The sequence below is a fragment of the Haloplanus vescus genome (assembly GCF_900107665.1).
Taxonomy (GTDB): domain Archaea; phylum Halobacteriota; class Halobacteria; order Halobacteriales; family Haloferacaceae; genus Haloplanus; species Haloplanus vescus.
Genome location: NZ_FNQT01000001.1, coordinates 702,853 through 725,740, shown reverse-complemented (window position 1 = coordinate 725,740; position 22,888 = coordinate 702,853). Strand labels below are relative to the sequence as shown.

23 protein-coding genes are annotated in these 22,888 nt (G+C 68.3%); 9 read left to right on the top strand and 14 right to left on the bottom strand.

Annotated elements, in window-relative coordinates; genetic code table 11:
• Positions 1 to 5 precede the first annotated feature (5 nt).
• Together BLU18_RS03840 and BLU18_RS03835 are read right to left on the bottom strand one after the other, a co-directional pair.
• Positions 6 to 743 (bottom strand): universal stress protein, encoded by a 738-nt coding sequence (locus BLU18_RS03840; RefSeq protein ID WP_092631726.1) that lies wholly within the window; start codon positions 741 to 743, stop codon positions 6 to 8.
• On the bottom strand, positions 744 to 2,183 hold the full coding sequence (locus BLU18_RS03835; protein ID WP_092631722.1) for an APC family permease: 1,440 nt from the start codon (positions 2,181 to 2,183) through the stop codon (positions 744 to 746).
• 161 nt (positions 2,184 to 2,344) lie between these two features.
• On the opposite strand from BLU18_RS03835, the gene BLU18_RS03830 reads away from it, so the two are divergent.
• Positions 2,345 to 4,048 (top strand): glutamate--tRNA ligase, encoded by a 1,704-nt coding sequence (locus BLU18_RS03830; RefSeq protein ID WP_092631719.1) that lies wholly within the window; start codon positions 2,345 to 2,347, stop codon positions 4,046 to 4,048.
• 14 nt (positions 4,049 to 4,062) lie between these two features.
• Here BLU18_RS03830 and BLU18_RS03825 read toward each other — a convergent pair whose 3' ends face one another.
• Positions 4,063 to 4,947 carry a hypothetical protein gene (locus BLU18_RS03825; RefSeq protein WP_092631716.1) on the bottom strand — a complete coding sequence of 295 codons (885 nt, stop codon included), beginning with the start codon at positions 4,945 to 4,947 and terminating at the stop codon, positions 4,063 to 4,065.
• A gap of 112 nt (positions 4,948 to 5,059) precedes the next feature.
• Between BLU18_RS03825 and BLU18_RS03820 the strand changes: the two genes are divergently transcribed.
• On the top strand, positions 5,060 to 5,389 hold the full coding sequence (locus BLU18_RS03820) for a 4Fe-4S dicluster domain-containing protein (protein ID WP_092631713.1): 330 nt from the start codon (positions 5,060 to 5,062) through the stop codon (positions 5,387 to 5,389).
• A 79-nt stretch (positions 5,390 to 5,468) separates the two neighbouring features.
• Here the strand turns inward: BLU18_RS03820 and tmcA are convergent, their stop codons facing one another.
• Positions 5,469 to 7,679, bottom strand: a complete 2,211-nt coding sequence (gene tmcA / locus BLU18_RS03815) for a tRNA(Met) cytidine acetyltransferase TmcA (RefSeq protein WP_092631709.1) — start codon at positions 7,677 to 7,679, stop codon at positions 5,469 to 5,471.
• Positions 7,680 to 7,913: 234 nt separating this feature from the next.
• Here tmcA and rpl7ae point away from each other — a divergent pair, with 234 nt between their 5' ends.
• From rpl7ae to ndk, 4 genes are read left to right on the top strand one after another with little or no spacing between them, the layout of a single operon-like run.
• Positions 7,914 to 8,276 (top strand): 50S ribosomal protein L7Ae, encoded by a 363-nt coding sequence (gene rpl7ae, locus BLU18_RS03810; protein ID WP_092631706.1) that lies wholly within the window; start codon positions 7,914 to 7,916, stop codon positions 8,274 to 8,276.
• A 6-nt stretch (positions 8,277 to 8,282) separates the two neighbouring features.
• Positions 8,283 to 8,507: a 30S ribosomal protein S28e gene (locus tag BLU18_RS03805; RefSeq protein ID WP_049936843.1), complete on the top strand. Its 225-nt coding sequence runs from the start codon at positions 8,283 to 8,285 to the stop codon at positions 8,505 to 8,507.
• Positions 8,507 to 8,704: a 50S ribosomal protein L24e gene (locus BLU18_RS03800; protein ID WP_092631702.1), complete on the top strand. Its 198-nt coding sequence runs from the start codon at positions 8,507 to 8,509 to the stop codon at positions 8,702 to 8,704. The genes BLU18_RS03805 and BLU18_RS03800 overlap by 1 nt, the downstream gene beginning before the upstream one ends.
• Positions 8,701 to 9,165: a nucleoside-diphosphate kinase gene (gene ndk / locus BLU18_RS03795; RefSeq protein WP_092631699.1), complete on the top strand. Its 465-nt coding sequence runs from the start codon at positions 8,701 to 8,703 to the stop codon at positions 9,163 to 9,165. Before BLU18_RS03800 ends, ndk begins: the two co-directional genes overlap by 4 nt.
• A 94-nt stretch (positions 9,166 to 9,259) precedes the next feature.
• Here the strand turns inward: ndk and BLU18_RS03790 are convergent, their stop codons facing one another.
• From BLU18_RS03790 to BLU18_RS03760, 7 genes are all read right to left on the bottom strand, one after another.
• Positions 9,260 to 10,318, bottom strand: a complete 1,059-nt coding sequence (locus BLU18_RS03790; RefSeq protein ID WP_092631694.1) for a methionine synthase — start codon at positions 10,316 to 10,318, stop codon at positions 9,260 to 9,262.
• On the bottom strand, positions 10,315 to 11,301 hold the full coding sequence (locus BLU18_RS03785; protein WP_092631691.1) for a 5-methyltetrahydropteroyltriglutamate--homocysteine methyltransferase: 987 nt from the start codon (positions 11,299 to 11,301) through the stop codon (positions 10,315 to 10,317). The genes BLU18_RS03790 and BLU18_RS03785 overlap by 4 nt, the downstream gene beginning before the upstream one ends.
• 59 nt (positions 11,302 to 11,360) lie before the next feature.
• Positions 11,361 to 11,945 (bottom strand): HemK2/MTQ2 family protein methyltransferase, encoded by a 585-nt coding sequence (locus BLU18_RS03780; protein WP_092631688.1) that lies wholly within the window; start codon positions 11,943 to 11,945, stop codon positions 11,361 to 11,363.
• A complete protein-coding gene (locus tag BLU18_RS03775; RefSeq protein WP_092631684.1) occupies positions 11,938 to 13,041 on the bottom strand; it encodes a mechanosensitive ion channel family protein in 1,104 nt (367 codons plus the stop codon). The genes BLU18_RS03780 and BLU18_RS03775 overlap by 8 nt, the downstream gene beginning before the upstream one ends.
• Entirely contained in the window at positions 13,034 to 13,885 is an 852-nt protein-coding gene (locus BLU18_RS03770; protein ID WP_092631681.1) for a 16S ribosomal RNA methyltransferase A, read from the bottom strand. The genes BLU18_RS03775 and BLU18_RS03770 overlap by 8 nt, the downstream gene beginning before the upstream one ends.
• Positions 13,886 to 13,949: 64 nt before the next feature.
• Complete coding sequence (locus BLU18_RS03765) at positions 13,950 to 14,558, bottom strand: DUF655 domain-containing protein (RefSeq protein WP_092631677.1); 609 nt, start codon at positions 14,556 to 14,558, stop codon at positions 13,950 to 13,952.
• Between the two features lie 59 nt (positions 14,559 to 14,617).
• Entirely contained in the window at positions 14,618 to 15,490 is an 873-nt protein-coding gene (locus tag BLU18_RS03760; protein WP_092631674.1) for a hypothetical protein, read from the bottom strand.
• A gap of 91 nt (positions 15,491 to 15,581) precedes the next feature.
• On the opposite strand from BLU18_RS03760, the gene mvaD reads away from it, so the two are divergent.
• On the top strand, positions 15,582 to 16,550 hold the full coding sequence (mvaD, locus tag BLU18_RS03755; protein ID WP_092631671.1) for a phosphomevalonate decarboxylase MvaD: 969 nt from the start codon (positions 15,582 to 15,584) through the stop codon (positions 16,548 to 16,550).
• On the opposite strand, the gene BLU18_RS03750 is transcribed toward mvaD, so the two are convergent.
• A complete protein-coding gene (locus BLU18_RS03750; protein ID WP_092631668.1) occupies positions 16,547 to 17,074 on the bottom strand; it encodes a hypothetical protein in 528 nt (175 codons plus the stop codon). The genes mvaD and BLU18_RS03750 overlap by 4 nt on opposite strands.
• Positions 17,075 to 17,148: 74 nt before the next feature.
• Between BLU18_RS03750 and BLU18_RS03745 the strand changes: the two genes are divergently transcribed.
• Positions 17,149 to 18,276, top strand: a complete 1,128-nt coding sequence (locus BLU18_RS03745; RefSeq protein WP_092631665.1) for an NAD(P)/FAD-dependent oxidoreductase — start codon at positions 17,149 to 17,151, stop codon at positions 18,274 to 18,276.
• Positions 18,277 to 18,438: 162 nt separating this feature from the next.
• The gene (locus tag BLU18_RS03740) at positions 18,439 to 19,104 is read left to right on the top strand and encodes an RAD55 family ATPase (RefSeq protein ID WP_092631661.1); all 666 of its coding nucleotides are present in this window, start codon (positions 18,439 to 18,441) and stop codon (positions 19,102 to 19,104) included.
• Positions 19,105 to 19,106: 2 nt separating this feature from the next.
• Here BLU18_RS03740 and BLU18_RS03735 read toward each other — a convergent pair whose 3' ends face one another.
• A complete protein-coding gene (locus BLU18_RS03735) occupies positions 19,107 to 20,822 on the bottom strand; it encodes a hydantoinase B/oxoprolinase family protein (protein WP_092631658.1) in 1,716 nt (571 codons plus the stop codon).
• Positions 20,819 to 22,852, bottom strand: a complete 2,034-nt coding sequence (locus tag BLU18_RS03730) for a hydantoinase/oxoprolinase family protein (protein WP_092631655.1) — start codon at positions 22,850 to 22,852, stop codon at positions 20,819 to 20,821. The genes BLU18_RS03735 and BLU18_RS03730 overlap by 4 nt, the downstream gene beginning before the upstream one ends.
• Positions 22,853 to 22,888: the final 36 nt, after the last annotated feature.

The following is a 22,888-nucleotide window of genomic DNA, read 5'->3' as shown; positions in this document are numbered from 1 at the left end:
TTCGGCTACGCTTCGTCGTGTCGCTCCCGAACGATGAGCACCGGCGCGATGGCGCCCTCGGCGACTCGCTCGGATTCGTCGCCGAAGAGCAGCGACGAGAGGCCGGCGTCGCCCTCGCCCATGACGATGACGTCGAACTCGTTCGAGCGCTCGACGATGTCGGCGACGGGGCGGTCCGACGCGGACACCTCCGTCGTGAGTACGTCGGCCTCGACGCCTCGCTCTCGGAGCGTCTCGCGGGCGTCGGCGACGGCGGCCTCGATGTCGAAGTCGCCGTCGTCGGGCGCCACGCCCCACACGGTCACGCGGCGGTCGCTCCCGCCGACGAGCGTCGCGACCAGGTCTGCGAGGCGGTCCGTGTCGATGGCACCGCGGATGGCCACCAGTACGTCCTCGATTTCGCCCGCGGGATTCGGCAGCAGCGTCGCCGTGGCGTCTACCTCGGCCGCGACGCGAGCGACGGTCTGGTCCCGGTCGTGCGTGAACGCGACGCGGGTCTCGACCGTTCGCCCCGCCGTCTCGAACGCGTGGGCAACGTCGTCGACGGCGGCCTGTGCGCGCTCCTCGAACTGCATGCTGGCCTGTTCGGTCGGCGTCTGTTCCGGGAGGACGTGGTAGCCGAGGACCACTATCTCCGCGGGCGCGAGGAAGTCGACCAGCGTCTCCGGCAGCGTCTCTCCCTCCAGCACTCTGACGGGCACGAGGAGCTTCGGCGGTTCTCGGATGGTGAGGTCGTCAGTCATCTACAGCACCCCCTTGAGCGACACGTCGCTCGCGTAGTACTTGTACCATCCGGCGGCCGCGAGCATGATGGCGACCCCGATTATCTGGGAGGCGCGCTGCATGAAGGCGATGAGGCCGAAACTGGCGAGCGCGCCGGGGATGGCGATCAGCGGGTAGGCCGGCACCCGGAAGTCCGGGTCGTACCACTCGGGTTCGTCGCGTCGCATAACCACCAGCGCGACACAGATGAGGCCGTACATCACGAGGTGGAGGAAGGAGGCGACTTCCGCGAGCACCTCCACCTCGCCGAGGGCGACGAGGACTAGCGTCGGCCCGCCGCCCATCGCCAGCGCGACGTGTGGCGTGCCGTACTTCAGGTTCATTCGGCTGGCCACCGTCGGCAACAGGGCGTCCTTGCTCACCGCGAAGACGGCCCGCGACGTGGAGAGAATCGAGGCGTTCGCGCTGGAGACTGTCGCCAGCAGGCCGGCCAGCAGGATGGCGATAGCACCGAAGCGACCGGCGAAGGCCCGCGCCACCTCGACGATGGCCGTCTCGCCGAACGACGACAGCGCGGCGCTCCCGAACGCGCTCGTCGCGATGAAGATGGTCGTGACGTAGAGCACGCCGACGATGAGCACCGACCCGACCATCGCTACCGGCAGGTTCCGGCCCGGGTTCTTGATGTCGCCGGCGATAGTCGCCACCTGCGCGAAGCCGAGATACGACGTGAACACCAGCGCGGCGGTGGTGAACATCGGAACCGGACCGAAGGGCATGAACTGCTCGGGCGTGCTGGCGCTCCCGAACACGCCGAGGGCGTCGAGACTGCCGTAGCCGAGGAAGATGACGAGAATCGTCAGCAGGAGGCCGACGACGTAGTTCTGGAGCGTCGCGGCGTTCTCCGTCCCGAAGAGGTTGAGTCCGGTGAGGAGGACGCCGAACACCAACGCGAGTGGGACGACGACGCCGCTCCCCCCGAGGGAGACGCCCGCCTCGGCGAGGACGGCCGCGGCGTAGTTGCCGAAGCCGACGAGGTAGAACGCCGTCGCGAAGACGAGGCCCAGCCAGATGCTGATGCCCACCACCGCGCCGGGGAGCGCGCCGAGCGCCCGCGAGATGAAGTAGTAGCCACCGCCCGACCGCGGCATCGCTGTCGCGAGTTCCGAGGCGGGCAGCGCGACCAGGAGCGCGATGACCGCCCCGATGGCGAACGACCCTGCGGCCGCCGGCCCCGCCTGACCCGCGGCCAGCCCCGGGAACACGAAGATACCAGCGCCAATCATCGTCCCGACGCCGACCGACAGGCCGCCGACCAAGCCAATCGACCGCTCCAGTTCCGTGCCCGACTCCGTCACCGACGCTTCGTCCGCCTCTGCGGACGGGTCGATAACCGTCGCGGGCGCCTCGCCCGTGCGATTGGCGTTCTCGTCACCGCCCGAACCGTATCCTGTGTCCATAGTCCGACATGTATGTCTCCCCGGCCACACATAAGCCCCCGACCAAGCCAGAATCGACCGGCGCGAAACGCTCTTGTATGTTGAATGCTAACACGAACCGTACCCCTACCCCTGACCCCGACCCACGCCAGTTTTTACCCGCGGGCGGATACGGACGCGTAATGGATTCCGAACTGCGCGAGCGCGTCGAGCGTGCGGCGCGAACGCACGCGCTCCTCAACGCGGTGAAGTACGACAGCGACGCCGAGGTCGGTGCGGTCATGGGACCGCTGATGGGCGACAACCCCGAGTTCCGAGAGCATAGCGACGATATTCCCGGCATCGTCGGGGGCGTCGTGAGCGAGGTGAACGGCCTCTCGGCCGACGAGCGCCGAGCAGAACTCGAAGAACTCGCGCCCGAGGAACTGGCCGAAATCGAAGCCGAGGACGAGGAAGACGAACACACCCTCCCCGACCTGTCGAACGTCGACGACGGCGTGGTGATGCGGGCGGCGCCGAACCCCAACGGCCCGTGGCACCTCGGCCACGCCCGGATGCCCGCAGTCATCGGGACGTACAAGGACCGCTACGACGGGCGCTTCATCTGCCGGTTCGACGACACCGACCCCGAGACGAAGCGGCCGGACCTCGACGCCTACGACGCCATCCTCGACGCCATCGAGTATCTCGGCTTCGAACCCGACGAGGTGATTCGCGCGAGCGACCGCCTCGAAACCTACTACGACCACGCGCGCGAACTCATCGACATCGGCGGCGCGTACACCTGCTCCTGTCCGCAGGGCGAGTTCTCCGACCTGAAGAACGCGGGCGAGGCCTGTCCCCACCGCGAGAAGGACGCCGAGACGACACGCGAGGAGTTCGAGGCGATGATCGACGGCGACTACTCCGCGGGCGAGATGGTCCTCCGCGTTCGCACCGACATCACGCACAAGAACCCCGCGCTCCGTGACTGGGTCGCCTTCCGGATGATCGACCGCGCGCACCCGCGACCCGAGGCCGCCGACTACCGCTGTTGGCCCATGCTCGACTTCCAGTCGGGCGTCGACGACCACCTCACGGGCGTCACCCACATCATCCGCGGCATCGACCTCCAGGACTCCGCCAAGCGCCAGCAGTTCGTCTATGACTACTTCGACTGGGAGTACCCCGAAGTCGTCCACTGGGGCCACGTCCAGGTCGACGAGTACGACCTGCAACTCTCCACGTCGAGCATCAAGGAACTCGTCGACGCGGGCGAACTCGACGGCTGGGACGACCCGCGTGCCCCGACCCTCGCCAGCCTGCGCCGTCGCGGGATTCGCGGCCAAGCCATCGTGGACGCGATGATAGAACTCGGCACCTCGACGAGCAACGTCGAACTGTCGATGAGCGCCGTCTACGCCACCAACCGCGACCTGATAGACGACGACGCGAACCGCTACTTCTTCGTCCGCGACGGTGTCGAGAAGGCCGTCGAAGGCGGCCCCGACGCGGGCCATCCGCCCGTCCACCCCGAACACGAGGACCGAGGCCGGCGCGACGTGCCCGCCGACGACGCCGTCCTCGTCGAACCCGACGACGTGCCTGCCGAGGGCGAACGCGTCTGGCTGAAGGGCTTCGGCTGTGTCCGCCACGTCGACGGCGCGTTCGAGTACGTCGGCGACGACATCGATGCCGTCCGCGAGGAGGGCGTGCCCGTGGTTCACTGGACGCCCACCGACGGCGTGTCCGTTCGCCTGCGGACGATGGACGGTGACGTGACAGGCGTCGCCGAACCGGGCTTCGCCGACACCGCCGTCGACGACGTGGTGCAGTTCGAACGCGTCGGCTTCGCGCGCGTCGACGCCCACGGCGACGAGTCGGTCGCCTACTTCGCCCACGAGTAGCGACGGGGCGGCGATCAGATGACGGCTCGTATCGCTAGTAACGCGATTCCGACAAGCCCGGTGAACACGCCGAAAAGTAGAGGGCCCCCGATGTCGGTGGCCTCGTCGAGCGGCGGGACAGAGAGATAGACCGTGGTTTCATCCGTCTGTGTGAGCACCACGTCGTCTGCGTGTCTCGCTGGCGAGTCCGTACCGTGGGGGATCGCACGGCCGACGATACTCACTTCGTCGCCCAGCTGGAGCGTCTGTTCGCGATACCGTCGCTCGCTGTCGTCTACATTGATGCGTCCGAGGGCCGTCGTCATCGGTCCGACGGAGATGCCATCGGTTCGCTCCAGGAAGTCGGCGATCCGTGGCGGCGGCGACTCGTCGTATCCGGTTCGGACACGAACGTCGAACGACTCGAACTCACAGCGCAGGCCGTCGACCGACACGCCCGTCGACGTGAGGAGTGTCTCCGGGGTGAACACGTCGTCCGTCTCGTTGCCGACGACGATATCGTCGAGGTCGACGCGTATTCGACCTGTGCCGTCGGACAGGGAAAACGGGGTCGAGCGGACACCCCACGCGGATTTCTCCCAACTCTCGTTGCCGATCTTGTCGTATCGCTCTTCGATTTCCCACGCCGACAGGACGGTACGTTCGTCGTCCCCGATGGGGGAGTGGAAGGTATCGTGTGGTGTCTGGGTGACGATTTCTCCCCGCACGTGAACGACGCCGGGTGCGTCGAGGGCGCCGATGTCGCTCTGAGGCGTCTCGTCAACCACCGATGAGCGCCTCCATCGTCCCCACCCCTGATAGAACGAGAGCGTACTGGCGAGGAGTAGCAGCGCTCCACCCCAGAGAGCGAGCGTCCGGCCGAGCGTGACGAGCCAATCGGCGATGGAGCCAAGCGCCATCGGCACGGTGACTCTCCCCGCGAGTAGTTATAGCCCGGGTTTGGCGGGTATCGACGCTCGCGGCACGCGGCCATCAACTACTGTTATCCGTCTCGACCCCCGAGCGACGTGTATGGCCATCGACCCGAACTTCGAACGAACCCGAGAGAAAGTCGACGAGAACGACGGCGTCGCCGTTTGGGGGCCCGTCGAACCCCCGGAGAAGCGCGGCATCCACGGCACCCACGTCGCGGTCGATTTCGACATCTGTCTCGCTGACGGCGCCTGCCTCGAAGACTGCCCTGTCGACGTCTTCGAGTGGGTCGACACGCCGGGCCACCCCGAGAGCGACATCAAGGCCCACCCGACTCACGAGGACCAGTGTATCGACTGCATGCTCTGTGTCGACGTCTGTCCCGTCGACGCCATCGACGTCGACGGCAGCCGCGAGAACCGCGTCTGATACGCTTTATTGTAAGGCCGGTGGGTCGCCCGCCCGTCTCGGCGACCCACCGGCAAACAGTTACACTAATCCGTATGAATCAGTCGTATCGGCGACGCTCTTCTTCTGCGGCACCGCTACCGTACCGCTCGATGGCCGGCTTGCTCGCCTCGCCGAACGCCCGCATGCACTGGCGCGTCGAGACGTAGTCGAGGTCATCGGCCACCGTCTCCCAGTCGTGGGCTTGCAGCGCTTTGGCGACGAGGAGGCGCGCCTCGTCGGGGCTGTGGGCGTCGAGTGGGTCGACGAGGCTCGCGAGCGCCAACTCCCGGAACGCGCCGGGCGCGGCGTCGTAGAGGCCGGGGCCGTACGCCGCGGCGGCGACGACGCGCCACTCGTGTGCGGTCAGGTCTGGAATCGGTTCGTGCGCGGTCGCTCGCAACACCGCCCGCGCCACGTCGGGCACGAGGTCGTCGAGCGCGTCCGAGAGACCGTCGCGCATCCGGGCGCAGAACCGGCGGGCGTGCCGGTCGTGGAGCGACTGGCCGTCGGGGCTCGTCGGGCGGAGCATGACCGCCGAATACTCGCCGCTCGTGGCGTTGCGCGTCGTCGAACAGTGGACGGTGTGGTAGTCGTTCCGCTCCCAGAAGCGGACGAGCTGCGGCGTCGCGCCGAAGCCGACGCCGAACCAGTCCACCTCGCTGGCGAACTCCTTGTGGCAGTTGGCGAGGAGTCGAGAGCCGAAGCCAGACGACCGGACCGCGTGATGGGTGGCGATGCGGAGCACGCGGTAGCCGACGGGGGCGCCGGCGTGTAGGTCGCGCAACTGGCTCGTCAGCACGTCCGGGAGCATGTTGCCCCGGACGCGTTGGCCCTCGTACATCGACTCCCGGAGCGAGGGCGAGAGGCCGCCCTCGCGGGCGAGGAGGGCGACGGAGACCACGTGGCCGTCGACCGAGAGCGCCCGACAGTCCAGATTCGGCGCGTCGAGCAGGCGGTGCAGGTCGTCGGGTTCGGTCCGGTAGTGTGCGAGGACGAGGAGGCCGAACGCCTCGCGAAGCAGGTGTTCGTCGGCGGTGAGGTCGGCCGCGTCGAGCACCCGATACGTCGCGTCGTCGGGCGTCGCGTCCGCGACGAGTTGGTCGACGGCGGGGCGGGCGTCGAGCAAGAGCGCGCGGAACGCCCACACCTCCACGGGGTCGCCCCCGGCGTAGCGGATGGGTTCGTCGAGGAGAACCTCGGTCACGTCGTGGCCGTGTTCGGCGAGGCGCTCCCGAAAGCGCACGTCGAAGCCGCGGCCCGTGCCCTCGTAGCCGTGGACGGTGGTGACGAAGGCGACGGCCGGCGCGTCGAGGAAGGAGGTCAGCCGACGCACGGGCAACGCGGCGGCTTCGTCGACGACGACGGCGTCCGGGTCATCGGGTAGGTCTATCGCGGCCGCGGGGTCGAGATATCGGACTCGCCCGCCACCGGTCGCGGTGAGTGTGTGGTCGTCGCGCGCGTCGAGTGCGTCGAGCGTCGAGAGGAGGGCCGCGGCCCGGTCGAACACCTCGGCGGCGTTGCGGTAGGTGGGCGCGGTGACGAGGATATCCTTTCCGTCGGCGGCGAGACTGCCGGCGGCGAGGCCGGCGGCGGCGGATTTCCCCCGGCCGCGGTCGGCCTCGACGACGACGGCGTTGCCCGCCTCGCCGAGCCGTTCCAACGCACCCACGGCGTCGACTTGGTCGCCGGTGCGGCAGGCGGCGTAGGCCGCGTCGGGGAACGCCGCTCCGTCGGGCGGCGTTCGCGCCACCGCGCAGGTCTGGGGCGGTATCGGGTCGGTCAGGCCGTCGCGCTCGACGGCCCCTGTGTCCACGTCGACAACGGCGACGCCGGGATGCGTCCGCAGCGTCTCGACCAGTCGGCGCCGGAAGTGGCCGGTCACCTCGTCGACGGTGAACGGCGGGACGGCGAGTCGCTCGTCGCCGGGGCAGTCGGGCCAGTCGTCGAGCGTCGGTGTCAAGAGAATGAGTAGGCCGCCGCCGTCGACGGCGCCGACGACGCGCCCCAGACGGTTGGCCGAGAAGTCTTCGTGGCAGTCGAGGACGACGGCGTCCCGGGTCGTGCCGAGGAGCTCCGCGACGTGTTCGGGGTGGTAGTCGGCGTCCTCGCGCGTGCTGACCGTCGTCGCGTCGGGGTCGTCCAGCGCGGCGAGGGCGTCGCGAGCGGCGTCGAACCCGCTGTCTCGGTCGCCGGCGAGCACGAGCAGTCGTCGCTCGTTCGCACGCTCGGCCTCGGCCACGAGCGCATCGACGAGTTCGGCACGGTCCATACTCGGCGTACCCAGGCGGCGACCAAGGGCCTTGCCCTCCGCGCGGCGTGTGTCCTGCTCACACGCTGTGGCGGCTTTGAAAGCGCTTTTATGGTGGCCCTGGCTAATGATGCGTACAGCCTGCCCGGGGTTGATGATGCGCCTCGCCATCAGGGACTCTGAGTGGCGTCGGACCGGCCGACGCTCGCTCGCACTCTGGTGAGGTGTGCGAGCCCACGGGCGGGGGGTACAATCATGTCAGTTTACGTCAATTTCGATGTCCCGGCGGATCTCGCCGAGAGCGCTATCGAGGCGCTCGAAGTAGCGCGAGACACAGGCAGCGTCAAGAAAGGAACCAACGAGACGACCAAGGCGGTCGAGCGCGGTAACGCCGACCTCGTCGTCATCGCGGAAGACGTCCAGCCCGAAGAAATCGTGATGCACCTTCCCGAACTCGCAGACGAGAAGGGCATCCCCTACGTCTTCGTCGAGACGCAGGATGACGTTGGTCACGCCGCCGGCCTCGAAGTCGGGAGTGCCGCGGCAGCCATCGTCGACGCGGGCGACGCGGACGAACAGGTCGAAGACATCGCCACCAAGGTCGAGGACCTCCGGTAAGCCACTATGAGCGCCGAAGAGAGTGCCAGCGACTCGATGCCGGCAGAGGTCATCGAGATCGTCGGCAAAACCGGCATGCATGGTGAGGCCATGCAGGTCAAATGCCGAATTCAGGAGGGCTCGAATCAGGGGCGAATCATCACGCGCAACGTACTGGGCCCCGTCCGCGAGGGCGACGTGCTCCAGCTGCGCGAGACACAGCGAGACGCCGACTCCATCGGAGGACAGTAATGGTCGACACACGCACCTGCGACTACTCGGGTGAAGAGATCGAACCGGGAACGGGAACGATGTACGTCAAGAAAGACGGCTCCATCCTCCACTTCAAGGACTCGAAGGCCGAGAAGAACTACTTCCTCGGTCGCGAGCCCCGCGACCTCGAGTGGACTCAGGAAGGGCAGGCCTCCGGCGGCCAGAGCGAGGAATGAGCGACACCGAGCGCACCTTCGTGATGGTCAAGCCCGACGGCGTTCAGCGCGGCCTCATCGGGGAGATTATCTCTCGCTTCGAGGACCGCGGCCTGAAGCTCGTCGGCGCGAAGTTCATGCAGATTTCCGAGGACCTCGCACACGAACACTACGGTGAGCACGAGGGCAAACCCTTCTTCGAGGGGCTCGTCGACTTCATCACCTCCGGGCCCGTCATGGCGATGGTCTGGGAGGGACAGGACGCGACGCGGCAGGTCCGCCGCATGATGGGCGAGACCGACCCCGCCGAGTCCGACCCCGGCACCATCCGCGGTGACTTCGGACTCGACCTCGGTCGGAACGTCATCCACGGCTCCGACCACGCCGACGACGGCGCGAACGAGCGAGAGATCGACCTCTTCTTCGACGAGGACGAACTCGTCGACTACGAGACGGTCGACGAAACCTGGCTCTACGAGTAACGCCGCCCGTTTCTTTTATTGACCCGCCGCGACGCTGAGTCGCGACTGTCGCATTCGATTGTCGAAAAAATACCGTCGAGAGCCGCCGGCGCGGTCAGTCCGCGCGAATCTCGGGGTCGATGTCGATTTCGCCGGCGTCGAGTTCGGCTTCGATTTCGCGGGTCGCCGTGACCATGTTCTCTATCTTCTGGTACGCGACTTCGCGGGGCAGGAGTTTCACGCCGCAGTCCGGGCTGACAGTCAGGTTCTCCGGGGGCACGACCTTGAAGCCCTGCTTGATGTTTGCCTTGATCTCCTCGACGGATTCGACTTCCGTGGTGTGCACGTCGACGACGCCGAGAGCGAGGTCGGTCGTGAACTCGGGGTCGGTGAACACGTCGATCTGTTCGTAGTCGCCGTTACAGAGTTCGAGGTCGAACTCGTCGATGGGGTATTCGAGGAGTTCGGGGTAGATGCGGGAGTAGTCGCCGTAACAGACGTGGAGGCCGATGCGGACCTCGTCGGGGATGTCGGCGACGATGCGCTCCAGACATTCGCCGACGATGGCGTGGTCGTCGGGCGTCGTCGCGAGGGCGGGTTCGTCGATTTGGATGTACCGGGCGCCGGCGTCGACCAGCGCCTCGATTTCCTCGTTGACGAGGTCGGCGAGCGCGTAGGAGAGTTCGGCGTCGTCCTCGTAGGCTTCGTTGAACGACCACGAGGCGAGCGTGTAGGGGCCGGTGATGGGCACCTTGACCGGCTTGCTCGCGGCGTCGCGCGTGAACTCGAACTCGTCGACGAGCCACGACTCGTCGTACTGCACGTCGTTGACGACGGAGGGCTTGTCGAAGTAGTTGTGTCCCCAGACCTTCACGGGGCCGTTGAACTCGTAGCCGCCGATGCGGTCGGCGAAGAACTCGACCATCTCGTTGCGGCGCATCTCGCCGTCGCAGACGGTGTCCAGTCCCATGCGTTCGTGTTCGTCCACGATGACGCGACAGGCGTCGTCGTGGGCCTCGTGGAGCTGCTCCTCGGTGAACTTCGAGTCGTCGTCCTCTGCGAGGTCGGACACCCGGTTGAGCCACTTGGGCTTGGGGTAGGAGCCGACGATGGAGGTGAGCAGGAAGTGGTCGTTAGCGTGGTCCTCGGGCCGGAACTGCTCGCGGGTGTTCATGCGTCCACCTCCGCGAGCGTAGCGGCGTCACCGAGTGCCTGCAGTTTGTCCTCGAACTTGTTCACCGGCAGATAGAACAGTTCGGTGTTGGCGGTGAGGTAGGCCTGGTCGAACTCCTCGTGGGCGTTCTCCAGGACCCAGTCGGCACGGTCACGAATCGTCTCCGGCGACTCGACCAGCGTGTTCTGGCCGTCGACGACGCCCATTGCGATTTGATTCTTGGTGCCGTACTCGTTGATGTTGTAGAGCGACTCGTCGGCGTCAGTCACGAAGTCGAAGCCGATGGCATCGACGTCCGCGTCCATCAGGTACGCGTACGTCTTCTCCGGGATGGCGCCCCAGTAGGTGTGGACGACCACGTCGGCGTCGGTGGCGTCGGCCACGCGGTCGATGGCCTCGCTCGCGAGCTCCTGCGTGTCGTCGTCCGGCGCGTTCTCGACGAGCGACGGTTCGAGCAGGAAGAGCGTCTCGTGGCTCGGGAACGCGTCGATTTCGCCGGCGAGGTAGTCGGCGATGGCGTCGAGGAATTCCGCCTCGTCGCCGTAGTGCTCGTCGGTCGCGAGGTCGGAAAGCGAGTACGGACCCGGCAGGACCGCTTGTTGCGGGCCGGCGTCGACCGATTCGAGTTCGGCCGCCACGTCGCCGGACGCCGTGAGTTCGTCCTGCACCTGCGGGTCGCGATAGAAGTTGTTGTTGTCGTAATACCGGACGATGCCGCCCGTCTCGACGTTGTCGTGAACCGTCAGCGGATGGGCGAGCATGTCGTCCCAGCGGAGCTGCCCCTCGACGACGCGGTCGAGTCCGGCGTCGGTCTGTGCGTCGACGACGTCGTTCCGAGCGCGCTGGTACGCGTCGACGATTTCCGGCCCCTCGTCGCCGCTGATGAGGTCGCCCTTCTGATGCCCTTTCAGCTCCGAAAGTTCGTCTTTCGCCCAGTCGGGAAGCGGATAGAGCCCCGGCGTCGTGGCGATTAAATCGGTCATCACGTCAGCGTTCGTAATGCCGTCGCTTAATATTTGCTAAACCAAATTATTCCCTACAGTTATTCGAGACACAGAATCGACAGCGTCTCGAAGGGATATGACTCCTGTCGGACCGTCGAAACGGCGAAGCCGTTCGACTCCGCGCGGGCGACCACGTCGTCGAAGCCGGTGAGGCTACTCACCAGTAAGAGGACGATGCCGTCCGCGCTGAGGACGCGGCCGACTGTATCGAGGAAGGGATTGATGACTGCGCGCCCAGACTCGCCGCCAGACAGTGCGCGCTCCATCCGGTCGTCCCACTCGTTGTCGGGGTCGGTGGGGAGATAGGGTGGGTTGAACGCGACAGTGTCGAGCGCCGCATCGCGAAACGGCGCCACGAGGTCGGCGCGAACGACCGCCAGGCCGCGCTCGCGGGCCTGTCGGCAGGCTTCGAGGTTGTAGTCGCTCGCGACCACCGTCGCGTCCGTCTCTCGGGAAATCTGTTCCGCGACCCACCCCGAGCCAGTCCCCACCTCCAGCGTCCGCCCGCGGGCGTGTTCGACCGCCGCTTCGGCGAGGAGGCGCGAGTCCTCGGCCGGTTGGTACACGTCTCGCTCCAGTCCGCGGCGGTCCGCGAGGTCCTCGCGGGTATCCTCGTCAGTCACCGTCGCCTCCGGCGGGTGCGTCCCGCCTGCCGTCGGCGACGGCGAAGCCGCCCTCCTCCGTCCGGCCCATGAGTTCGCGCTGGGGGAACGGAATCTTGATGCCGGCCTCGTCGTAGGCGTCGGTGACGGCCTCGATGACCGCCGTCCGCGCGCGCCACATCCGGCGGGCGCTGGGGTTGTCTATCCAGACCCGAACCCCGAGGACGATGGCGGAGTCGCCGAAGCGCTTGCCGACGACCTGCGGCGTCGGCACCTGCAACACCTCGTCCAACTCCTTGACCGTCTCGCGTGCGAGTGCCGCCGCCTCCTCGGGGTCGTCGTCGTAGTCGATGCCGACCTCGACTTCGATGCGGAGGCGGCCCTTGCGCGTCCGGTTGATTATCGGCTGCCCGCTCACCTCGTCGTTCGGGAGCATCACGTACTCGCCGTCGAAGGTCTGGATTCGTGTGGTGAAGATGGTGATATCGGTGACGATGCCCTCCCGCTCACCGATTTCCACCCAGTCACCGATTTCGAAGGGACGCGAGAACATGAGGACGAAGCCCGCGAGGATGGCGCCAAGCGTCTGGCGTGCCGCCATCCCGACGACGATTCCGAGAAAGCCCGCCCCGACGAGCAGGCTGCCCAGGTCACGCGTGAACAGGCCGATAACGACCAGCAAGGCGAGCGTGTAGAGGCCGACCTGCGTGAGCCGATAGATAATCTCTCGCTGGTGTTCGCTGATGCTGGAGCGCTTGCCCGTGAACTCGCCGATGATGTGCCCCACGAATCCCGTCAGGGCGTAGGTCGTCGCGAGGATGACCACCGCGAGCAACACCCGTCCCGCCATGTCCTGGAGTCCGAGACTCTGATACGACCGCTGGAGCGGGCCGACCAGGTCCCACAGGAGGACGATGCCGACGATGCCCGCCGCGGTCGTCAGCGTCACGCCGCCCGACACGGCAAGGTTCGCTATCGAGCGCCCGGCGCCCGATTCGTGGCGACGCCGCCAGCGCCGTGCGGCGATCCGAATCCCGACGACGACGCCCACGACGACGAGTGTCGCGACCAGCCGTGTCAGCGTCGTCGCGTCCGCGACCGCCAGCGGGTCAGCCATTCCCGCCCTCCACGCCGTGTTCGGCCGCGAGACTCGCCAGTTCGGCGAAGTCGTCGGGCGCCAAATCGCCCGCTCGCTTCGAGAGGAGGGCCTCCGGCGCCGCGTCGACGACGGCGTCCGGGGTGTCCAGTCCCGAGATGTGGGCCGTGTTTCGAATCGCGTTACGGACCGTCTTCCGGCGCTGGGTGAAGACGGCCTTCACGAACCGCAGGAAGAAGTCCTCGTCGTCGACTTCGTAATCGGGGTCGCGCGGCGTCGTGCGGACGACGGCGCTGTCGACGGCCGGCGGCGGCGAGAACGCCGTCGGCGGCACGGGTTCGACTACCTCGACCGCCGCGTAATGCTGGGCGCTCACCGACAGCCGTCCGTACTCGCTCGTGCCCGACTCGGCGGCCATGCGCTCCGCGAACTCCTTCTGAAACATCAGGACGGTCGGAATCCCGAGCGGCAGAAGTCGGAACGTAATCTCGCTGGAGACGCCATACGGGAGGTTCGAGACACTCGCCGTCGCGTCGTCGGGCAAATCGACTTCGAGTGCGTCGCCGTGGACGACCGTCAACCGGTCGGCGTCGATTTCGGCTGCGAACTCCTCGCGGAGGAACGCGGCGAGGTCGGGGTCGCGTTCGATGACCGTCACTCGCTCGCTCGCAGCCAGCAGTCGGTCGGTGAGTGCGCCCGTCCCCCCGCCGATTTCGAGGACGTGGCTCCGGTCTGCGTCCTCGGGGAGGTACCCCGGGACTCGGTCGAGAACGCGCTCGTCGATCAGAAAGTGCTGATCGCGGTCGGGGTTGCCGCGGACCCCCGCCCGTTCGAGTAACCCTTCCGGTGAACGCGTCCCTGTCATCGTCCTCGATAGCGAGCGAGTCGGGGTAAATTTCCCGTTTTCCGGGGCCGCGCGGCGCGTGCCGTCACTCGACGAACGTCCGGTACTTCAGGTCCTCGTCCCGCAGTTCTTCGAGAATCCGCTCGACGAGGACGCCCTTCGGGTCGTGGAGCCCCGCGATGCGCTCCTCGAGTTCCTCGAAACTCTCGAAGGGCTGGCGCTTGCGTTCGTCCAGCACGTCGTTGCGGAGTTTCTTCCCGATGCCCGGCAGGAGGTTGAGCTGGTGGAGTCGGAGGGTGATGGGCTGTGCGTCGTTGTAGTAGTCCACGAACCGCCGTTCGTGGCGGTCGACGATCTCCTCGACGCCGTATTCGAGTTCCGAGTTGGCGGCGTTCGAGAGGTCGTCGTACTCGACTTCGCGGATGCGCGTGACCGCCTCGCGCTCCGAGTCGGGCGCGAGGACGATTCGGTCACCGATGCTCACGTCTGCGTCGTCGTCGAGGGTGAGTTCGAGCAGTCGGAACTCCGACTCCCCGAGTGCGTACGCCAGCGGCGACTTCTTGTACTGGGGGCGGTCGTCGCCCGGCCGCCCGTGGGGCAGGTGGTCGAGTACGACCGCGTAGGTCCGCTCTGCTTCCTCCGCGGCGTCGACGCCCTGGTCGTCGCTGGCCTCTCCGCTCTCGGAGGTCGTCATACTACACGTGTACGGCGACGGGATATTTAAACGGTCGGCCGGCCCGCGTCGCGACGCCGTCAGCCGAAGTCCTCGCCGAAATCCGTCGCGCGGAGCTCGCCCGCAATCTGCGTCCGGAAGCGACGCTCGACACGCTCCCACGACGGCGACTCGCGGTTCGTCCCGTACTGCAACACGCCGACCGGGTAGCGATACGCGCCGTAATCGACCGCGATGCCCGCCGCGTAGTCGCCCGGCACCGACCGCTGGACGACGCGGTAGTTCCCCGACTCCTGTGCAGCTCGGGACACCGCCTCCCGGTCGACGGCGTCGAGGTGGTCGACGAGCGGGTCGGTCTCGGTCGCCGCCACCAGTTGCTCGACCAGCGTCAGCGCCGGGTCGCTCACGATAATCCACTGCCGGTCGCCGACTGCCGCCCCGTAGCCACCGCCCGTGAGTAGGTCGTACCCGTCCACAGTGCCCTCCTGTCCCCACCCGTCGCCGACCATCCCCTCGACCGCCGCGGTTGCGTCGTAGTCCCCGCGCCCGAACGTCACGTTCGAGAGGCCGCCCGGTTGGACGTGGACGAGTTCGAAGGCGTCGCTGTCGGCGTACTTCGGCGGCCCCGCGCCGAGCCATCCGTTGCGGAGGCGGCTCTCGATGTTCTCGTCCTCGACGCTCGCGAACACGCCCGCGGAGTTCAGGTAGCGCGCCCAGACGTACGACTCGTCTGCCATCTCGGGATGTGTCGGGGTTCGCTCCAGCATCGCGGCGAATCCAATCGTCTCGTCGGGGGCGGCCCGTGGCGTCGCTGTCGCCGTGGCTGTCGGCGTCGCTGTCGTCGTTCCCATTTGCGTCGCCGTCGTCTCGCCGTCGGTCGAACAGCCCGCGAGCGCGGCACCGCCGACGGCGCCCATCGCCGCGAGCAACTGCCGGCGCGAGACGTGTGACATACCTCTCGCTGGGACTGGGGCGATTTATAATCTCGGCTGCCCGCTCGCCCGTTCCGGGACGTTTATCCGCCCGTCCGACGCCCGTTCAGGCATGAAAGCGACCGCGACGGCCCACCCAATTCAGGGGTTGGTGAAGTACCACGGGATGCGCGACCCGGAGCTTCGGCTCCCGTATCACGACAGCATCAGCGTCTGTACGGCACCCAGTCGCACGACCACCACCGTCGAGTTCGGCGCGACCGACGAGGACGTCTACGTCGTCGACGGCGACTCCGTCGAGGGGCGCGGCGCCGAGCGAATCGACGCCGTCGTCGACCACGTCCGAACCCTCGCCGACATCGACGACCCCGTCCGCCTGGAGAGTGAGAACTCCTTCCAGTCGAACGTTGGCTTCGGCTCCTCGTCGTCTGGCTTCGCCGCCGCGGCGATGGCGCTCTGTGCCGCCGCCGACCTCGACATGACGCGCCCCGAAATCTCGACCGTCGCTCGCCGTGGCTCCTCCTCGGCCGCCCGCGCCGTCACCGGCGCGTTCTCGCAGCTCTACACCGGCCTCAACGACGAGGACTGTCGCTCCGAGCGCATCGAGACGGACCTCGAAGACGACCTGCGCATCGTTGCCGGCCTCGTCCCGTCCTACAAGGAGACGGAACAGGCCCACGAGGAGGCCGCGGACAGCCACATGTTCCAGGCACGCCTCGCCCACATCCACGAACAGATTGCCGAGATGCGTGACGCGCTCCGCGCGGGCGACTTCCAGCGGACGTTCGAACTCGCCGAACACGACTCGCTCTCCCTCGCCGCGACGACGATGACCGGGCCCGCGGGCTGGGTGTACTGGCAGCCACGCACGCTCGCCGTGTTCAACGCCGTCCGCGCGCTCCGCAAGGAGGACGTGCCCGTCTACTTCTCGACCGACACCGGCGCCAGCGTCTACGTCAACACGACCGAGGAGTACGTCGACCGCGTCGAATCCGCCGTCGCCGACTGCGGCGTCGAAACCGAGGTGTGGGAGGTCGGCGGCCCCGCCGAGGTGCGCCCCGAGAGCGACGCGCTCTTCTAACGCTCTTCCCACTCGGTGTGGTGTTCGTAGGCGGCGTCCGTCCCGCGGAGCCACAGGATGCCGTTGGAGACGTTCGGCTTTCGCTCCTCGCCGTGACTCGGGTCCCGCGAGCGGTAGTTGAGTTCGACCGTTGCCCCCGAGGGGTACTCCTTGGCGACGTTGACCGTGTGATACGAGCGGTCGTAGCGGTCTATCGAGGGCGTAATCGACTCGAACCCCTCGGGAATGGCGTCGGGTTCGAACCGTCGTCCCTCTTCGGCCGCCGTGTCGAGTCCGTCGAGCAGCGCCGTGAAGTCGGCGATGGCGTCGGTCGGTCCCGACATCGGGAGGCCGCTCTGTTCGGCGAACTCGTGGGCCGCAGCCAGTCCCGGCGCGCGGAGTCGCGTCCCCTCCAGCAGTCCCGCGCTCTGTGCGTCGGCGACGGCGCGGCTCCCCGCCGGCAACTGGGCGTCAAGGACGCGCCGCAACTCCGCCGAGTCGTCGACTGCGTGCGCCGTCCAGCAGACGAAGCCGTCGATAGCCATTAGTTCGGTCCTGACGCCGGCCGCACATAAACCCCGCTCCGACCCTTCTTTGCCCTGCGGTCCAAGCGTCCAGTATGCGCGTTGTCGTCCTCGGTGCCGGATATGCCGGCCTCACGCTCGCTCGTCGCCTCGAACGCCGCCTCCCCGAGACGGCCGACATCGTCATTGTCGACGAATCCGACAGCCACCTCGTCCAGCACGAACTCCACCGCGTCGTCCGATACCCGTCCGTCGCCGACGCCATCACCGTCCCCCTCGACGAAGTACTGGACCGCGCGACGATTCGAACCGCTCGCGTCGAGCGACTGGACCGCGACGAACGACGGGTCCACCTCGCCGGTGGAGACGCCATCGACTACGACTACGCCGCGGTCTGTCTCGGCGCCGAAACCGCCTTCTACGACCTGCCGGGCGTCGCCGAACACGGACTGCCGCTCAAGCGCCTCGACCACGCTCGCGCCGTCCGCGACGCGGCCCTCGACGCCTGTGACGCCGACGGCCGGGCAGTCGTCGGTGGCGCCGGCCTCTCGGGCGTCCAGGTCGCCGGCGAACTCGCGGCCCTTGCCGACGACGAGGACGCCGCCCTCGACGTGACGTTGCTCGAACAGCAACCGACGGTCGCGCCGGCCTTCCCCGAGGCGTTCCAGACGGCCGTCCGCGACGCTCTCGACGCCGCCGGGGTCACCGTCCGCACGGGCACGAGCGTCAGCGGCGCCACGGCAGAGGCCGTCGAACTCGGCGACGAGACGATACCCTACGACGTCTTCGTGTGGACCGGCGGCATCCGCGGCCCGGACGCCACCGACGGCGACCGGCCGGTCGTCCGGCGTGACCTCCGTCTCGACGACCACACCTTTGCCGTCGGCGACGCAGCCCGCGTCGTCGACGCCGACGGCGAGGCCGTCCCCGCGAGCGCCGCCGCCGCCATCCGCGAGGCACGCGTCGCTGCGACGAACATCGACCGTCTCGTGCGCGCGTCGCTGGCCGACGCCGACGGCTTCGAGCCACGACTCGACCCCTTCCGGTTCGACGCGCCGGGATGGATTGCGTCCGTCGGCGACGACGCCGTGGCCACCGTCGGCCCGAAGGTGTTCACTGGCGCGGCGGCGCGCGCGATGAAAGCCTCCGTTGGCGCCGGCCACCTCTCCTCTATCGGTGCTGTCAGCCGTGCGGCCGAACTCGTTACGGAGGAGCTCGGCTGACGCCACCGCATGCCCGTTCCGACCTCCCTGGTGGCAAGAGGGTTTAATTGTGCGCGTCCCGCCTAGAGTGGTAGGTGCCGAACATGAATTGGACAGAGGGTGGGACTGTTCGGGGGGCTGACGACCGGCAGGTATCAGCGGCGGCGCTACGGGGGCCGCGCGATGGCTGACGGCGACGCCCAGCCCGGTCCCTACCCGGTTTCCGACGCCCTCCCGGCCGGCGTCGACGAACTCGACCCTGGCTTGAACGTGCTGGTGTCCGGCCCGTCAATGTCCGGGAAGCGACAGCTCGTCTTCGACTTGCTCGCCCCCGACTCCGACGCGATGGACCCTGTCGTCGTGATGACGACGGACGACCCCGCCCAGCGCATCCAGACGCAGCTCGGCGACCGCGGAGTCTCGTTCGCCCCCGACGCCGTCCGCGTCGTCGACGCCACGGGCGCGCCGGGCGACGACGACCCCGCGATTCACCGCGTCAACTCGCCCGCCGACCTCACCGGCATGGGCGTCGCGTTCACCCAAGCGGTCGAGCAGATGGGGACGCCGGACCGCCTTCGACTGGGGTTTCTCTCCATCTCGACGCTCCTCCAGTACGTCGATAGCGAGCGCACGTTCTCGTTCATGCACGTCCTCTCTCGTCGGACGAGCGCGGCCGGCTATCTCGGCGTCTTCACGCTCGACCCCAGCACACACGACGAACAGTTCGTCAACGTCGTCACCTCGATTTTCGATGTCGTTATCGAGCTTCGAGAGACCGACGGCGACCGCGAACTCCGCGTCCGCGGGCTACCGGGCGTCGACACCAGTTGGACCGACTTCCCGCACTGAGTTCACTCCGACCCTGCGGCGTCGAACTCCGCCGGGTCCAGCCCGTACGCCGTTCGAACCGTTTCCGCGGACACGACGCCCAGCCGATAGTCTCGCGCCACCGCCTCGGGGTCGCGGTCCGCCGGGTCGCCGTACCCGCCGCCGCCGGGCGTCCGCACGCTCACCACGTCCCCGGCGTCGAGGTCGTGTGTCGATTTGGCCAGGATGCGCTCGGTCTCGCCAGAAGCCTTCTGCAGGTAGTCCTCGCCCGGAGCGCCGTCGCCCCCACCCGCGAGGCCGTACGGCGAGTGGCGCCGCCGGTCGGCGAGGAGGCTGAACGCCACGTCGTCGACGAGGGCCTCGATATCTCGACGCAGGCCGAGGCCGCCCCGGAACTCGCCATCGCCGCCGGAGTCCTCGCGGAACGCGTACGCTCGGACCCGGACGGGATAGGTGGTTTCGAGCACCTCCGCGGGCGTGTTGAGCGTGTTGCTCATGTGAGCGTGGACGCCGTCCATCCCGTCCCCACTTGCTCGGCCGCCGTAGCCGCCGCCGATGGTCTCGTAGAAGGCGAACGTCTCGCCGTCGCGGTCCGTCCCGCCGAAGGTGACGCTGTTCATCGTCCCCTGCGCGGCGGCGACGGAGCGCTCCGGGGCCTCCTCGCCGAACGCGCCCAGTAACGCGTCCGTCACGCGCTGAGAGACTTCGAGGTTGCCGCCGACGACGGCAGCGGGCGGCGTCGCGTTGACGACGGTGCCCGCCGGCGCCCGAATCTCGACGGGGCGATACGTCCCCGCGTTCGGCGGCACGTCGGGGTCGGTCACACAGCGCACCGCGTAGTACGTCGCACTCGCCGTGACGGCCAGTGGCGCGTTGACGGCGCCCCGAACCTGCTCGCTCGTCCCCTCGAAATCCACGACGAGCTCGTCGCCATCGACGGTCACCGCGACGGCGATGCGCACGTTCTCGGTCCCCTGCCCGTCGTCGTCGAGGCAGTCCTCGAAGGTGACGGTGCCGTCGGGGAGCGCGTCGATTTCGGCGCGCATCCGTCGCTCGCCGTACTCTTTGATTTCGTCCGTCGCCGCGCGGACCGTCTCGAGGCCGTGACGTGAGACGATATCCCGGATGCGACGGACCGCCGTCTGGTTGGCCGCTCGCTGGGCGCGGAAGTCGCCCCGGCGCTCGTCGGGCGTCCGCACGTTCGTCAGGAGGAGGTCGAACACGTCCTCGACGGGGTCGCCGCCCTCGTACAGTTTCACGGGCGGCACGCGAAGCCCCTCCTGATAGATTTCGGTCGAGTCGGCGGCGACGCTGCCGGCGCGCCCCCCGCCCACGTCCGCGTGGTGGGCGCGGTTGGCCGCGACGGCGACCAGCTCGCCGTCGACGAAGACTGGCGTCACGAGCGTCATGTCTGGCAGGTGGGCGCCGCCGTGGAAGGGATCGTTCAGGAGGATGGCGTCGCCGGCGTGCAGTTCTTCCGGCGGGAACGCCTCGATGGCCGCGGCGACGGAGTAGGGCATCGCCCCGAGGTGGACCGGGATGTTCTCGGCCTGGCTTATCATCTCGGCGGCCGGCCCGTCGCCGTCGTCCACCACGTCGAACAGCGCACACGAGCAGTCCTTGCGGTCCTTGATGTTCGGCGAGTAACTCGTCCGCACGAGCGTCGCGTTCATCTCCTCGGCGACGGCGACGCAGGCGTTGCGAAGTACCTCCAGCGTCACGGGGTCGACGGCCGTCATGGCTCCACCACCACGTTCCCCCAGTCGTCGACGTGTGCGCTCGCCGCTGGCGGCACGACGACGGTCGTCTCGCCGCCCTCGACGACTGCCGGCCCGTCGAGGGTCGCACCGGGTGCGAGCGTCCCGCGGTCGTACACCGGCGTCTCGATTGCGTCGCCGTCGAACCTCGCCGTCCGCGTCGTCCCCGGGTCGGGCTCTGTCTCACCGTCTCCCGTCACCGCCAACTCCGGGGGGTCGACGACGCCCCGCGAGCGCAGGCGGACCGTCACGAGTTCGACGGGTTCGTCCGGCGAGGCGTGCCCGTACCGTCGCTCGTGGCGCTCGTGGAAGCGGTCGGCGACGGTCGAGAGCGCGTCGGCGTCGAGTCGGCCCTCGGGCACCGGCACCCGAAGGTCGAAGGACTGGCCGCGGTACCGAAGGTCGACCGCGCGCTCGAAGCGCCGCCGGTCGGGCGGATACCCCTCCGCAGCCAGACGCTCCCGTCCTTCCGCTGCCATCGACTCGAAGCGTTCCGTCAGGTCGGCAGGGTCGACCTCACTCCACGGGCGGACCGCGGAGACGCCCTCCTCGTAGACGGCGTCGCTGATGAGGAGGCCGTGCGCGGAGAGGACGCCCGCCGTCTGCGGAACGACGACCCGCGGCACGTCGAGTTCGGCCGCGAGTTCTGCGGCGTGAAGCGGGCCCGCGCCGCCGTAGGCGACGAGGGAGAGGTCCCGCGGGTCGTGGCCGCGTTCGACCGACACCACCCGCAGAGCGCGTTCCATGTTCGCGTTGGCGATGTCGACGATACCCTGGGCCGCCTCCGCGACGCTCAGGCCGAGGGGGTCGGCCACCTGCGCCGCCACTGCGTCGCGGACCGCCGCCTCGTCGGCGCTCCCCTCGAAGAAGGCGTCGGGGTCGATGCGCCCGAGGAGGCAGTGGGCGTCCGTGACTGTCGGCTCCGTCCCGCCCCGACCGTAACAGACCGGGCCGGGGTCGGCGCCCGCGGACTTCGGCCCGACGCGGAGGCTCCCGCCTTCGTCGACCCACGCGACCGAGCCACCGCCCGCACCGATGGTGTGCACGTCGACCATTGGGACGGTGACGGGGTAGTCGCCCACCTGCCCCTCCGTCGTGACGACGGGGTCGCCGTCCCGAACCAGCGACACGTCACACGAGGTGCCGCCCATGTCCATCGTGAGTACGTCGTCGAACCCCGCCGCGCCGGCGACGTGGGCGGCGCCCCGGACGCCCGCTGCCGGCCCCGAGAGCAACGTGTTCACCGGGCGATCTCGCGTGGCCGCCGCCGAAGCGACGCCGCCGTTCGACTGCATCACCTTCACCGGCGCGGGCACGCCAGCGTCGGCGACGCCCTCCTCCAGTCGGCCGAGATAGCGGTTCATCACCGGCTTGAGCGCCGCGTTGATGGCCGTCGCGAGCGTGCGTTCGTACTCCCGAATCTCGGGGAGCACCTCACTCGACAGCGATATCTCGCCCTCGACGCCCGCCTCGACCAGCAGGTCGCGCATCCGTCGCTCGTGGGCGTCGTCCTCGAACGCGAAGAGGAAGGCGACGGCGACGCTTTCGGCGTCGCCCTCGGCAATCCGCTCCGCTACCTCGCGGGCCGCCGACTCGTCGAATGGCGTGACGACTTCGCCCCGTCGGTCGAGGCGTTCTGGCACCTCGTGTCGGCGGTGGCGTTCGACGATTGGCGCCGGTTTCTCCGCGTTGAGGTCGTAGAGACTCGGTCGAGTCTGGCGGCCGATTTCGACCGCGTCGCGAAAGCCCTCGGTCGTCACGAGCGCCGTCTCGGCCCACTCGCGTTCCAAGAGCGCGTTGGTGGCGACGGTGGTTCCGTGACCGAAGAAGGTCACGTCCGACGGGTCGACGCCGGTGGTGTCGCGCGCGGCGTCGAGGCCGTCGAGGACGCCGCGGTCCGGGGCGGCCGGCGTCGACGGCACCTTCAGCATCGAGAGGCCCGACTCGGTGGCGACGACGACGTCCGTGAACGTCCCGCCGACGTCGACCCCGATTCGAGTGTCGGCTTCCATATCGAGGGGCCACGGCAGTGGGGCTGATAAATCCGG

Bases quoted from the DNA above. Each gene is read 5' to 3' on its own strand.
- BLU18_RS03840 (WP_092631726.1), bottom strand. From the start codon at position 743: ATGACTGACGACCTCACCATCCGAGAACCGCCGAAGCTCCTCGTGCCC.
- BLU18_RS03835 (WP_092631722.1), bottom strand. From the start codon at position 2,183: ATGGACACAGGATACGGTTCGGGCGGTGACGAGAACGCCAATCGCACG.
- BLU18_RS03830 (WP_092631719.1), top strand. From the start codon at position 2,345: ATGGATTCCGAACTGCGCGAGCGCGTCGAGCGTGCGGCGCGAACGCAC.
- BLU18_RS03825 (WP_092631716.1), bottom strand. From the start codon at position 4,947: ATGGCGCTTGGCTCCATCGCCGATTGGCTCGTCACGCTCGGCCGGACG.
- BLU18_RS03820 (WP_092631713.1), top strand. From the start codon at position 5,060: ATGGCCATCGACCCGAACTTCGAACGAACCCGAGAGAAAGTCGACGAG.
- tmcA (WP_092631709.1), bottom strand. From the start codon at position 7,679: ATGGACCGTGCCGAACTCGTCGATGCGCTCGTGGCCGAGGCCGAGCGT.
- rpl7ae (WP_092631706.1), top strand. From the start codon at position 7,914: ATGTCAGTTTACGTCAATTTCGATGTCCCGGCGGATCTCGCCGAGAGC.
- BLU18_RS03805 (WP_049936843.1), top strand. From the start codon at position 8,283: ATGAGCGCCGAAGAGAGTGCCAGCGACTCGATGCCGGCAGAGGTCATC.
- BLU18_RS03800 (WP_092631702.1), top strand. From the start codon at position 8,507: ATGGTCGACACACGCACCTGCGACTACTCGGGTGAAGAGATCGAACCG.
- ndk (WP_092631699.1), top strand. From the start codon at position 8,701: ATGAGCGACACCGAGCGCACCTTCGTGATGGTCAAGCCCGACGGCGTT.
- BLU18_RS03790 (WP_092631694.1), bottom strand. From the start codon at position 10,318: ATGAACACCCGCGAGCAGTTCCGGCCCGAGGACCACGCTAACGACCAC.
- BLU18_RS03785 (WP_092631691.1), bottom strand. From the start codon at position 11,301: ATGACCGATTTAATCGCCACGACGCCGGGGCTCTATCCGCTTCCCGAC.
- BLU18_RS03775 (WP_092631684.1), bottom strand. From the start codon at position 13,041: ATGGCTGACCCGCTGGCGGTCGCGGACGCGACGACGCTGACACGGCTG.
- BLU18_RS03770 (WP_092631681.1), bottom strand. From the start codon at position 13,885: ATGACAGGGACGCGTTCACCGGAAGGGTTACTCGAACGGGCGGGGGTC.
- BLU18_RS03765 (WP_092631677.1), bottom strand. From the start codon at position 14,558: ATGACGACCTCCGAGAGCGGAGAGGCCAGCGACGACCAGGGCGTCGAC.
- BLU18_RS03760 (WP_092631674.1), bottom strand. From the start codon at position 15,490: ATGTCACACGTCTCGCGCCGGCAGTTGCTCGCGGCGATGGGCGCCGTC.
- mvaD (WP_092631671.1), top strand. From the start codon at position 15,582: ATGAAAGCGACCGCGACGGCCCACCCAATTCAGGGGTTGGTGAAGTAC.
- BLU18_RS03750 (WP_092631668.1), bottom strand. From the start codon at position 17,074: ATGGCTATCGACGGCTTCGTCTGCTGGACGGCGCACGCAGTCGACGAC.
- BLU18_RS03745 (WP_092631665.1), top strand. From the start codon at position 17,149: ATGCGCGTTGTCGTCCTCGGTGCCGGATATGCCGGCCTCACGCTCGCT.
- BLU18_RS03740 (WP_092631661.1), top strand. From the start codon at position 18,439: ATGGCTGACGGCGACGCCCAGCCCGGTCCCTACCCGGTTTCCGACGCC.
- BLU18_RS03735 (WP_092631658.1), bottom strand. From the start codon at position 20,822: ATGACGGCCGTCGACCCCGTGACGCTGGAGGTACTTCGCAACGCCTGC.
- BLU18_RS03730 (WP_092631655.1), bottom strand. From the start codon at position 22,852: ATGGAAGCCGACACTCGAATCGGGGTCGACGTCGGCGGGACGTTCACG.